Consider the following 12,442-nt stretch of genomic DNA (forward strand, 5'->3'; position numbering starts at 1 on the left):
ATCAATGGTATAAAAAGGAGAAGGTTATGAAAAAATTATTAGTGATTTTTGTTTTTACGTTCATTTCAGCTTGTTCTGTCACAAATTCACCTGATCGAACCAATGAATCAAGTGTACCTGAATGGTATACGAATCCCCATGCTGAAAACGGAGTTGCAGCTGCTGAATGTGTCAAATTTAATGGAAATCTGTCTATATCTAAAACGAAAGCTCAAGCTCTAGCGATAGCTGCTTTAGCTTCCCAAATTGAGACTTCTGTAGAGAATACTGTTGAATCGACTATCAACACAAGTAATGATGTGGAAATGGAAAAGTTCAAATCTGAGACTGTCACCTATGTTAGACAGTCAGTTTCTGGAGCAAGGATTGAAAAAGTTGAAGCGATTAAACTCGCTGAAGGTGATCAGTTGTGCGTATTGGTAGTAATAGAAACAGCATATTTTGAAAATGCTGTGAAAAAAGGAGTATTGGATCCAATGAGTCAAAAATCACTAATTTCTGGATTTAACCTTGAGCAAGCTAGACAGAAATTATAAATTATTTATGGGTAGCTGTTATATGAAATGGAATCAAGGTTTGGTAAGCCCCTAGAACACTCGATACTTCATAGAGTTATAATGAATCAAAAATATGGAGTGTTACATTCGCGGAAAACGCTACCACGATGAATTCAAAATCGAAGCCGTAAAACTGGTTACCGAGCGCGGTTATAAGCCAATTAAGGGCATTATGGTTGATGTCGAGTCATTGTCTTATGCGGGGGGGCTGCGGCTAAAATTTTTACAGTCGTTCAGTACTGAGAAATGCAAGAGGATTCTGATTACAAATGGAATGTATTGCTCTGGACGTTTACGGGGGAAAGGCGGCGTGAAGGCTGGGAGGGGGTCCAATACCGCGAAGAAATTGATAGCCAAGTATTTGTTAGGCACTCTTTGGCTCTGCGCGACTCTCGCCTTGGATGAGATGTAAGATTATCGGCGTAAAACATATTTTTATGTTGTTTTTCAAATGCATAAGCAGTATTGTTGTAGTGTTGATGGAAATGAATATGCAAAGGAGATGTATAATGAAGAATGTTTATCTAAGCGCCGCGGTAGCTCTTGCGACCCTTACTCTTTCAGGTTGTAGCACAACAGCTGATGAAAGCGACTCGGGCATATCAACTAATAACCTTCCTTCCTGGTACCTTAAACCCGTTGCCGAGAACGGTATTGCTGCCGCGTCTTGTGTTAATAATACTGGTAATATCGCGACCGCCAAGGCAAAAGCAGAAACCCGTGCTATTGCATCGTTAGCTTCAAAAATCGGTATCACTGTTGAAAAACGGGTCAAAGATATCATCAAGACCAGCAATAACACCGAAAGTAACATTTTTATGTCTCAAACGATTTCTCATGTCCAGCAGCTTATTTCCGGGGCGAATACGATTGAGGTCGCAGAGGGGGTGAGTAATGGAAAAAAGCAACTTTGCGTATTGGTTTCAATGGATAAAGACCACTATGAAGACGCTCTTAAGAAAAAGGTACTCGACCCCACCTCCCAAGAAGCCCTGATTACCGGGTTTACCCTCGCTCAAGCAGAACAAAAAATAGCGCAGTGATGCATACATAATTAAAGGATTAATGGGGTTTATCGCCCCAGTACTACAAGGTAGGTTAACTGGTGACAACAGAATCTTTCAAAAGTAATTTTATTGCTAGGACGAAGTCCTCGTGGTTTCTTCTTGTATCATTACTTATCGGTATGGGACAGTTCAATGATAGTAAGGACTTCGCAATATCCGCATATGAGGGGCTCAGTTCAACTATGACCCACTGGGTTGATTATAAAAAAATAAATCGAATAGATATAGGAATCAGCAAACACTTCGCTAAAAGTGTTTTGGGGAATGCCAAACTAGTTAAACATTCCTCAAAGGGGGGGCTGCTTGAGTACAATTACTACTTTTCAAGCAAATTCACTTTGGGTTTGATTTACAATGGTGGACGCCTGTCAGGCTATTGGGTACTGAGCCTGAACGACTCTTTCAAACCTGAAATCCCCTTCTCTAATCACAGCTTATTACAGGCAAGCATCAAGGATATTGTGCGCGTGCCCGACACCTATATGATGGATAGCTTCAATCTGGCATATTACATGGAGCAAGAGCAGCTCCCACGTAATGCAATGCTCTTGAAGCGTTATTTGGGCTGGGTGGGCTATGGTGCTTCGACAGAACAAAATAACGATTCTGCAATCAAACAGCTCATCACCTCTTCAGCACCTGCAGAGCAGGAATCCGCCATGAATTCAAAAACTGTGGAGCTTTTTGAGCGTGCCCGCTCCGAATCTGCCCCCAACTTATTTGCGCTCGGCGAAGTAGACGCAGAACAGATGGCTGATTCTTTACTGACACGTGCAGAATACGAATACCTGAAGTAGGAAGCAAGGATGAATAAAATATTACTGGCGAGTTTACTTGCAATCGGCATTTTTTGTGCCACAGCTGAAGAACAGACTAACACGGAAACACAATTTGAAGCCATGATGCAGGAGCCTGCATTTCAGCTGTATGTTCGCCAGCAACAGGATGCCTGGCTAGCTCATCAGGAAAATACTCAAATTAAGTTCGCGGCATATCGAGCTGAACTTGAAAAGCGTTGGGGATTTGCAGAAGTAAATAGTTCCAGCAAGCTTGTGATTTACTCACAAGATCAAAGCGCCAAACTTGTTGTTGACCACGATAACCAAGCTATCACAGTTTCCTTGCTCAAAGAGAGGGAGTCACGAGATGAAGCGGATCTAAAGGCGTTCTTTATTAAAGCAATGAAAAGTGAATTGTCAGATCAAATGGGTTCTGAAAACGCTGGGCCAGAGCTCACCGTTGCTGAAAGCCTCGGGCTTGAACCTGAGAAAGTGGATAGCCTTGCAAACGACTTGGTTAATAATTCAACGCCAGTCTCAGAAATTGAAGCAATTCAAAGCGTGGTGGATGATGTTGAACGAAACCTGAAAAAAGCCAAAAATGAGTACGCTATCGTTGCCGACTCAGGTTTGAGCGAGGCAGGCACACTACTAACACGCCAGCAATCAACCATCAAGGAAATGGAGCAACAAAAAGCACGATACGTTAAGCTCCAACAGGAAAGAATCGCCAACCCTCGTAGCAAAAGCACTACGGCCCGAAAGGTACCGTTCCAAATGTCTTACTGGCGAGCGGCACAACCCTACCTTGCGAATATCCAGCACTATGCAAAACAGCAAAAATTAAGTGATGCACTGATCTTGGCTATTATGGAAACCGAATCCAACTATAATCCGCTGTCCCGTTCCGATGTACCAGCTCACGGATTGATGCAGATTGTCCGACACTCTGCTGGTGCCGATGTATATCACCGACTCCACAGGAAATTGGGCTCACCCAGCGAGGGCGAGCTATATAAACCTGAAATCAATATTGTTTATGGTGCCAATTACTTGAACATCTTGTATTACTCTTATTTAAGTAAGGTGACATCGCCAGAGAGTAAGCTCTATTGTGCTATTGCGGCATATAACACCGGGGCTGGTAATGTCGCCAAGGCATTTACAGGTACAAAAAATTTCAATCGAGCTGCTACAGCAATTAATCAAATGTCTCCCGAACAAGTGTTGGCCATACTACTAAAAGAGTTGCCTTATGCAGAAACACAAAATTATCTCAAAAAAGTCCTTAGTGCTCGTGATAAATATCAGCAGTTAGCCCCCACAAAACATTTTATTTAGAGGCTTGCTAATGAATACAAATACAGCCTATCGTCATCACATGTTTATCTATGTTGTCATTGCTTCAACAATCCTGCTACTAACTGGATGTCAGTCAAACGGGCGAGGATTATCGGTCAACACGCCACTTTCCAAGTCAGCACTGTTAGGTCCGTGGCACTGTGAACAGGAAAAAATCTCGTTTCGAGGGATAACCTCCCTTGCCAACAGCGTTCATTTTGATAAAAACGGGAGTTATCGTCAGCGACTGACGATCTCCGATACCAATAATAGCTTCGGTACTCTTAAGATAGCCATCGACTCCCATGGACGCTGGGTTTTGAGTAAGGAGACTCTTCAATTGGAACTACAAAGTGCTGAAGCACAAACCCTGGTGGAATACCCTTGGGAAGAGTTCTTCCATTTTTCTGAATACTTCACTTCGATTCACAATAAACAGCATCCGCATCTGTCCCCGGGGGTGAGTGAAGTTACATTACGCATCACCGGCAGCAACGAGCTAATGTGGATGGGCCGTGAAGGACTAATGACATGTAGCAGGCATAGCGATGAGATATAAGATGCGCCTAATAACGCTTATCATTACATTGGTTTTATCATCTTCAGTTAACGCTGAAAGCTTTATCCGGGAAATCTACTTTAAACACGATTCCAATGCGCCTGAAGAGCCAAAAATTGTTGCCAATGAGCTGTTAAAACGAGATCTAGCATTAGAGCTTTGGAGCCAGAGGAAGCAAATTCACAGGTTAGAGGATCGGCACTCACAAACTTCTATGCTGACGATTACTAATAAAGAGCTTTCAAGCAAAATTCAATTTAGTAGCGTACTCGACTGGAGGGATTTTGGCGACAGCTACTACATGAAAGCAAAGTTGCATGTTATACCCTCAGAGTTATTCAACACTATCGAAGGCAACCAAGCCCATGTAGTTGTCAGAAAAATGAGCGCTCATTACACCGGCAGTACAACTGACTCTAAAGCTAACATTTTTAATCGGGCCGTAGAACAACTCAAGGCTGATGCTTTATTTAGTCTGGATACCCTGGTCAATATCGATAGTCAATTACTGCAAAAAGCTGATCTGGAGTATTTTGATTCCATCATAACCCGCACTACCTCAACCAATATTAGTATCCAGCATATTTCCGATGTGTCTTGGACTGGCAATACGGTCTCTGTAACTGCTGATATTGCGATATACGAAAAAGGCTTGTTGGCCGAGTCTGAAAACATTCGTAATGAACTGCAAAGCAGGGTCGAAGTGTACCAATACTTTGATCGGCCCATTATTCCCTATGTGCTGCGCCCTTCAAGCAATGATTATAAGGCAGGCGTGAAAGCTTATAAAAAGTACAGCCGGATTGCATCGGACGTATCAAATGGAGAAATGGCACGTAATTTTCTTAAAAAACCCGGAAAACACACAAGCCAACAACTCAAATATGCGAAAGCAATTCTCAAAGAACAAAAAAGTATGGTCGAAGCGCCGACCATTAAAAATGCCCAGAGTTACCTTAGCACAGCTATTAAACACTGGGATGTTGACGCTAAAAATGGCGATGTTGATGCTATGTGGTTACTGTGTTTTGCCCACTCTTGGGATGTAAACTATTTGTCTCGTGATCTGCAATGGTGTCGAGAGGCAGCTCAGAACGGCCATGCGCTATCTCAAATTACTCTTGGTTATCACTATGCGATCGGTAATGGACTTGAGCACAATACTCCAGCATCTGCATTCTGGCTGAAACTCGGGATTCCTGAGGTGATGCAACAAATAAACGAACAACTGCCGATGACGCCGGAACAAATCTTTGGGTATGACAAAAGCAGGCCGTATAAAGAGGTACCGTCTGACATCTTAAATCAACTTTCTGCAATTATGTCGAAATCTTTAATGCAGCTTGGTCAAGCCTATCGATACGGTTTCGGCATTGAAGTAGATGAGGCTAAAGCAGAAGATATGTTCACCACTTGTATCGAAGAGTTTGACAACAGGGCTTTTACTCATGGCTATTGTCACTATGAATTAGGACTACTACTCGAAGAGCAGGCCACACGTTTAGAAAAGGGAAGTGATGCTTATGCTAAGGAAATGCTATCCGCATCTTACAAGTTTGCTATCGCATTAAAGGGCGGGAATTCAGAGGCGAGTAATAAAGTCGCAGAATCGTTGATTACTGGCTTTTTACCGTATGACTTTTATTTCAAGAAGTTTGCCGAAGTTAATGACTGGGATTCTACTAATGCGGCACAAAATGGCTACATTAGTGCAAAGCAATATGCAGCGGCATTTATTGTGAATAAACTCAGAATAAAGTTCAGCGACCACTGGAGCATCGCGGATGTTTATGTAAAGTACGCTTTTCCTTTTGATTACACTTTGTCAAGTGGTGAGGTCAAGCGACTAAAAAAAATGGCTCTCGCGACTAAAAATGCCATTTTTGTTGGTGAACAAGACAGAAGTAATGACGTTCGTGGCTACGCCTCCTGGCGTTATGGGCTGTACTTATTCCGTCAAGACCGGGCTGTCGAAGCTATTCCTTTCCTAGAGCAGGCTGCAATGCATGGTGATAAATTACTTCTCGACTCCACACTGCTTCTGAGCTATATGACAAAATTTAAAAAACTTGAAAGCTTCAGGTTAAATTGGCAAATTGGCAGTATCGGCAAAGATGAAGGAAATGAACTGCTGAGAAAAATGATGTACCTCAGCCGACGTATGCTCGATTCGGGGAACTCTCAATATATTGAAATAGCTCGACAATTTCGTAGAATAATTTTGCCAGTCCTTGAAAATGAACCTTTTTATCAAACCATAAAAAAGAAGCAGGGCTTGCCAGTATTCAGTAAAGGCAAAGTTTAATAGCGAACCGCTATTTTTATTACGGATAACATTGAATTTTATTGAAAAGCATAGTTTGAAGTGGTGCTGAATCATTCGCATAATATGCAGTGATGCAGTGCCATAAGATTGTTTTTTAATAAAAAGATCATGACATAGCTTTCTCGATTGTCATCAATCTATTATGTTCAACGTGGGGAGCTATACTAATTGAATGAAGAATGCAATAATATTGGATCAAAAGTAACAATAGCGATAATTACAAGTATATTGTGCCTTGTACTGTCAATTGTACCGGCTGCATTTTCTGTGTTTTATGGAATAGAATCCGTACATCATTCTGTACCATTTGAAATCAAGTACTACATATTGCCTATAGCTGTAGGTATAGCTACATTGATGATCATAGTCAAAATCTGTTCTGAGTGCATACGTCCCAATGAAACTAGTTCAGTGATATTCATTGATGAGCTAGTTACGACAGTTAAAGCTATGATTATAATATTGATACTTTCATCGGCAGTATTAATTGGTATTTTTCTTAATAAAGAGCTCATTGAGGCTGCATGGATAGTTGCTGTGTCTTGGAATCCTGACACGATGGCAACAATATCTGAATATCTTGGCGCCTATAATGTTCCTTTTACAATAGCTCTAGTCTATATAGTAGCAACGTGGATTTTCTTAAGACTATTTTCGCATCTCCTTAACAACAAAAGGGGGCAAAGTGCTTTCTACGAACCCCTTCCTATAACATTAGGTTCATTTACAGCACGAATATCCATAATCATTGTGGCGCTAGTAATTAGTGGTTTAGGAGAAGAGTTTGCTAAATACGGTCTTGAGGCATTCCAGAGACTTCTCATAAACAAGGATGCATTTATATTGGTAACGATAGGCGTGCTTATTTCGACCATGATGCTCACAATAGTCATGGAACTATTCCTTAGGGTGAAGAAAATGAAAGGTCAAAATAGGCATGTGAAGCAAAGCTTTCTAGCTGAACTACTTTTCGGGCTACTGCATGACAGTGTTAAATTTACAATAGTCGCTATCTATGCTTCCATAGTCGCTTTGTTATTGCTGTTTGGGTTTGATAACGGGGCCGAGATTACAAACATGGTATTCTTTTCGCTTATCCTTTTTGCCTCACTCTCAGTTTTCCTTGGTCGAACCATCAAGCAACGCTTAATCATATTCGCTGCTCCAACATTATCCTTGTTTGGTTTGATATTCTTTGTATCGACCCTTTTAGTTCCAATACTGACCTTTCTCCCACTTGCAGTAATATTCATCTTTATTATGGGAGCGGCATCTAATGTGGAAGCTGCAGACAAAGCGAAGTTTAGTAGGCTAGTGAATAGTGGCATGAGCGCATCTGAAGCCCACGAAGTTTTAAAAGCGAAATCAGATGCGGAGCTTTATGACCGCAGGGCTAAGGAAAATGAGGTTACCTTTACAGGTATGCGTAACGATCAGCTTGCTCGAGATTCCCGTAATAAAGCTAAGGTTTTGAAATCTAAATATTAAAGCTACGTAGTTTAGTAAGTGGTTTAGCAGTACTAGCTCAGTAGAATTATATTTCGTGAGTCAACGATGCTGTCTTATCGGCCGACTCTCTAAGGCTATTAAGCTGTTTAGATACAGCCACGTTTTTTGTACTCAAGTACCCACTCATTAAACTGTTTTGTTAACCTGGCATGACTTTTCGCTAAAGCAGCTGGCGAACGAGTGGCCTTTTTAGGTTTCGACTTTCTAACTTTAACACCAGAGAGTTCACGAGTGAACATCTTGGGTACTACATAACTATAGTGCTGCTCAATCATCTGGAGACTTGTACCACACTGTTTAGCCAGTACTTTCATACATACTTCACCAGACATAAGCTGCCATGTGATATAGGTATGACGTAATGAATAGAGTGTTCTGACACCATGTGCTGACTGTTTCAAGCCTGTCTCGAGGAGCGCCTTATCAAATGCCTTACCAAGTTCTTTAGTCGTTGACCCATCGGCAAGCCTAAATAACTTATCTGATGGTTTCCGGTCGGGAAATCGTTCACGTAGCTCGGCAATACAGGAGAAGACCTCATCACGGCAGACTATCTCCCTTGTGCCTATTCACCAGGAATCACCAAAACTGTTGTAGTACCGTAATGATACATTTTTGAACAGTTGAGCGCTTTGGATATTCCTATGTAAGCAGCCATCAAAGACATAAGATAAAGCTCATGACTCTTGTTGTGGGTTTTTCCGTTTATGGAACGAAATCTAATTATCAGGTTTGTATAGTATCTAGTTCGAACATCATCAAATATGAATAAATTTATTGGTTACTATAACAATTCTAGTGGAGTTTAGAACAAGATGTTTTGGGCGTGGGTAGCTGTTGACATCAACTTAGATTTTCACTAGAGTCAATTGTAGTTACCAATTGACAATTATTGTTCCGTTTTGTTTTCGTTACAAACTGATTTTTAACGGTTTATTTTTAGTTTTATATGCAGCGGTAGGGTTCAAATCCCTATCTCTCCGCCACATTCAGATGAAGCCCCAGCAGAAATGCTGGGGCTTTTTCGTTTTAAAAAGATAAGGAATTGAACCCCGGGGTTCCTAATGTTTAAAGACCGCTATCTCTGCACCCCAGTCTGTTATAAAGAGAAAGACGAAAGGCTCATCAGTAATGATGAGCCTTTTTTCGTTTCAGAATCTAATTAATTAAGAGTTAGTTAACTGATATGGATATGAACCTTAGGGTTCCAGTTATAAGATCGCTATCTCTCTACCACATTCAGATGAAGCCCCAGCAGAAATGCTGGTTTTTTTTTCGTTTTAAATGGATAAGGAATTGAACCTCAGGATTCCTATTGTTTAAAGACCACTATCTCTCCGCCACATTTAGATCAAGGGCTACTCGAAAGAGTAGCCCTTTTTCGTACCTAAAATCATACACTTAGATAAGCAGGTTATTTAGGACCGTTGGGGTGACAGGTCATGCAGGAATATGGGTCTGGGAATGCCTTGCTCATGTTCCAGTCGGAGTTAGTGGCACTGAGGATCTCAGTGTATGGCGCAAAGTTACCGTTCTTGTCTCGGGTGATGGCAGAACCTGCTTTAGGATAACTGTGGAGGTTACCTTCTAAATTTTCCACGCCGGTTATCAGTTTCTTAGCGTATGCATCGCCGTGATTTTTTGGCAACTGGTCTTCAGAGTGACACCAGTAGCAGCGGGCTGTTTCCTGATGTCCTGCTGGGGCACCGTTATTGCCGTGGCAACTTGCGCAATAATGGGGTTGGATCTCATTGAATCCATCGACGCTGTTGACAGGCCAAGAATAGCCGCCATGTCCTTTGGGAGCTGTATCGTTGTGGCAACTTTCACAGTCGGCAATTCCCCAGCCAAAGTGTGATTCTTTTAAAATCGGCAGTGTTGAGGTGGCTTCGTCAGGAAGAGATAAAGTTCTCAGGACCGCAATATCGCTACCATCTTCATCTTGACTAAAGTCACGTTCCTGGATCTTGTTACCATTAAAGTCTTCCATTTCCCAGATGGTGTAATGGCTCTTGTAGGCGATTCTGGCCACTTCACTGGGTTGGTTCATGACCCAGACATCGGTCATCAGGTGCACCATGTTGCCACCGAAATAGTAATTCCATTCTGACCAACAGGCTTCATGAGTCACTTTCGGTAAGCCATCAGTCGTACCATCTGCGCCGAAGTCACATTTGGCAAAAGGAGCAAAGTCAGTCTCCGCATCCTTTTCACCGAAATCGGTGATCCAGCCTTCACCAACGACCGAGTCTTTGCCATCGACACTGAACAGGGCGAAGTGTCCCACTGGAGACTTGGTGGAAATAGTAGGCCAATAGTTTATGACAAATTTATGTCCGGCATCAGTTGCAGATAAAAAGATATCTATCTTTGTGATAACTCCGGGCTTGAAGATGTCGGGACGAAGATTGTGTGCGGTGACCTCTAGGTCTTCAAGAATAGTTTCATAAGTGGCACCATAATCGGTGGATGAAATGACTTCTGGAATGATGACCTTACCACCATTCACCTTGAGTCGTTCCGTCTCCTGCAGCATTACCCAGTTTTTTCTGGCCATGAACTCCTTAATGAAAGGCTGAAATCTCAGGTTCATGCCCGGTTGTACCCAGAACTGATCCATACGCATATAATTGGACTCACCATCGGGAGCAATGCCATCCAGGCTGGCGGTTACACGCCGTTTTTCGCCACCATCAAATTTAAATTTGAAGTGCCAATCTGAGCTGTTGAAGCTGTTTGCATCTTGTGAATCGAAGATACCGTCGCCGTTTTGATCCCATGAGACGGCAAATTGGTAGGTATCCAGTCCGGTTTCTTCATAAGGAACGATGTTTTCGAGCTTGATGTCTGAACGAGTCAGAGCCAGGTAGCGCAATACATCGAAGGCTGAGTAGTGGCCATCGACGAAAATATCGGGTCTGGCGGTTCCCGCTCCAAGTCCATCGGGGTTGGTTTGCAAAAGCGCATCCATTTTTTTTGCATCAATGACAATCGGCGTTCCAAGGTCGTTGAGAATGCCTAACTCAAGGGCATCCTCTTCATCGACATGACCATCATTGTTGACATCGATGGCGTCAGGGCTTAATCGCCAGTCTCTGTACTTGTCTTCAAATCTGCCCAGATAGGCAGTGACAGTACCGTCAAACGTGGCTTTAGGCGTGATATCGATAGTGGAATATTCAGAAACGGGAGACGGCGGAACTACGGGATCTAGTGTTGTTGATGAGTTGTCGTCATCGCTACAAGCTGAAGCAAGTAGCACTGGCAGGAGAAATGCTAAATTGGATTTTTTCATATTATAAGTTCTTCATTTTTAATGGTGTGGCAATTTTTGGCTTTTTAACATTCTCAATCACCATCATTTGTGACACTAAATCGCTCGATGTAAGTAAAAGTGTGAGATTTGTCCTGAAAAGTGATTTTTTTATGCATAAGATTTAATTGTCCCGCAAATTTACCGGTGTTCCTATGACTGAAGCTTGCTCTGTACCTACTGAAATTATCGAAGATCTGCTTTCTCAGCTCGAAGTACTGGGAGTTAATGGTTTCTTTTACGGTATAGGAGCTAACCCAAACCCTGGTCAGGATCACCCCTATAAGAAATTAGAGAAGAGACTGCCGCTGAAGATGGCTAAAGTTCGCTATGCCATTTTTTCTGATGAGAAAACCCGTCGTCTAAGGGATACCTATCTCAAGGTCTTTGCCCGCCATGATGAGTGTTACTTTGAAAAGAAAGCGATGGGGCCGAACATTTGGCGTCAGCCAGATTCGACACAGCATCAATTTATTAAACTGCTTAAGGAAGATGACATTTACAGTAGGGTGATATGGTTGCTGCCAACCAAGTATCATAAGAGTTGGGTGAATACTTTCATGTTGTATTCGTCGCTGAGCGATAATGAGATGAAAGTGGCCATCGATGACAATAGAGATAAGATACAAAGGCTGTTAGAGCTCTATGGTGAATATTTTTCCAGCAAATATATTCACCTGTTGAACCCCGTCTATAATTTTCATTGTATGACACCAACCAGTAAAACGATCCTCGAGATGGCAGCAGAGGGCGTGTCTACCCAGCGAATTGCTAAGACGTTGTTTTTGAGTGAGCGGGGAGTGATTTATCATCTTGATAAGATGAAAGTTATTTTTGGTGCAAATAACCGGGCACAGCTTGTTAGTCGTGCTTTTCAGATGGGGATCATGAATGCGATGCTGCCACCGACTTAGTTCAATCTGTTTGGTCGTCAGTGACTTGCACCGCTATGTGCTGAGAGTTAATTGTTAACACGATAGAATCTTAGGCT

General features: G+C 42.2%; 10 protein-coding genes. 8 read left to right on the top strand and 2 right to left on the bottom strand.

The window, feature by feature from the left end; all coding sequences use genetic code 11:
- Positions 1-26: 26 nt before the first annotated feature.
- From EKG38_RS10735 to EKG38_RS10770, 7 genes are all read left to right on the top strand, one after another.
- Positions 27-536: an LPP20 family lipoprotein gene (locus EKG38_RS10735; protein ID WP_126520265.1), complete on the top strand. Its 510-nt coding sequence runs from the start codon at positions 27-29 to the stop codon at positions 534-536.
- A gap of 530 nt (positions 537-1,066) precedes the next feature.
- The gene (locus EKG38_RS10745) at positions 1,067-1,600 is read left to right on the top strand and encodes a hypothetical protein (RefSeq protein ID WP_126520266.1); all 534 of its coding nucleotides are present in this window, start codon (positions 1,067-1,069) and stop codon (positions 1,598-1,600) included.
- A 62-nt stretch (positions 1,601-1,662) separates the two neighbouring features.
- Positions 1,663-2,421, top strand: a complete 759-nt coding sequence (locus tag EKG38_RS10750; RefSeq protein ID WP_126520267.1) for an ETEC_3214 domain-containing protein — start codon at positions 1,663-1,665, stop codon at positions 2,419-2,421.
- A 9-nt stretch (positions 2,422-2,430) separates the two neighbouring features.
- Positions 2,431-3,744 (top strand): transglycosylase SLT domain-containing protein, encoded by a 1,314-nt coding sequence (locus tag EKG38_RS10755; protein WP_126520268.1) that lies wholly within the window; start codon positions 2,431-2,433, stop codon positions 3,742-3,744.
- A gap of 10 nt (positions 3,745-3,754) precedes the next feature.
- Entirely contained in the window at positions 3,755-4,303 is a 549-nt protein-coding gene (locus tag EKG38_RS10760) for a hypothetical protein (protein WP_126520269.1), read from the top strand.
- A 1-nt stretch (position 4,304) separates the two neighbouring features.
- On the top strand, positions 4,305-6,608 hold the full coding sequence (locus EKG38_RS10765; protein WP_126520270.1) for an SEL1-like repeat protein: 2,304 nt from the start codon (positions 4,305-4,307) through the stop codon (positions 6,606-6,608).
- 189 nt (positions 6,609-6,797) lie between these two features.
- On the top strand, positions 6,798-8,117 hold the full coding sequence (locus tag EKG38_RS10770; protein ID WP_126520271.1) for a hypothetical protein: 1,320 nt from the start codon (positions 6,798-6,800) through the stop codon (positions 8,115-8,117).
- A 107-nt stretch (positions 8,118-8,224) separates the two neighbouring features.
- On the opposite strand, the gene EKG38_RS10775 is transcribed toward EKG38_RS10770, so the two are convergent.
- The gene (locus EKG38_RS10775; RefSeq protein ID WP_126520272.1) at positions 8,225-8,539 is read right to left on the bottom strand and encodes a site-specific integrase; all 315 of its coding nucleotides are present in this window, start codon (positions 8,537-8,539) and stop codon (positions 8,225-8,227) included.
- Positions 8,540-9,552: 1,013 nt separating this feature from the next.
- Entirely contained in the window at positions 9,553-11,433 is a 1,881-nt protein-coding gene (locus EKG38_RS10780) for a hypothetical protein (RefSeq protein ID WP_126520273.1), read from the bottom strand.
- A 146-nt stretch (positions 11,434-11,579) separates the two neighbouring features.
- Here EKG38_RS10780 and EKG38_RS10785 point away from each other — a divergent pair, with 146 nt between their 5' ends.
- The gene (locus EKG38_RS10785; RefSeq protein WP_185826837.1) at positions 11,580-12,365 is read left to right on the top strand and encodes a helix-turn-helix transcriptional regulator; all 786 of its coding nucleotides are present in this window, start codon (positions 11,580-11,582) and stop codon (positions 12,363-12,365) included.
- Positions 12,366-12,442 lie beyond the last annotated feature (77 nt).

The sequence above is a fragment of the Shewanella canadensis genome (assembly GCF_003966225.1).
Classification (GTDB): domain Bacteria; phylum Pseudomonadota; class Gammaproteobacteria; order Enterobacterales; family Shewanellaceae; genus Shewanella; species Shewanella canadensis.

Coding starts and splice junctions, on each gene's coding strand:
- EKG38_RS10735 (WP_126520265.1), top strand. CDS start 27: ATGAAAAAATTATTAGTGATTTTTGTTTTTACGTTCATTTCAGCTTGT.
- EKG38_RS10745 (WP_126520266.1), top strand. CDS start 1,067: ATGAAGAATGTTTATCTAAGCGCCGCGGTAGCTCTTGCGACCCTTACT.
- EKG38_RS10755 (WP_126520268.1), top strand. CDS start 2,431: ATGAATAAAATATTACTGGCGAGTTTACTTGCAATCGGCATTTTTTGT.
- EKG38_RS10760 (WP_126520269.1), top strand. CDS start 3,755: ATGAATACAAATACAGCCTATCGTCATCACATGTTTATCTATGTTGTC.
- EKG38_RS10765 (WP_126520270.1), top strand. CDS start 4,305: ATGCGCCTAATAACGCTTATCATTACATTGGTTTTATCATCTTCAGTT.
- EKG38_RS10780 (WP_126520273.1), bottom strand. CDS start 11,433: ATGAAAAAATCCAATTTAGCATTTCTCCTGCCAGTGCTACTTGCTTCA.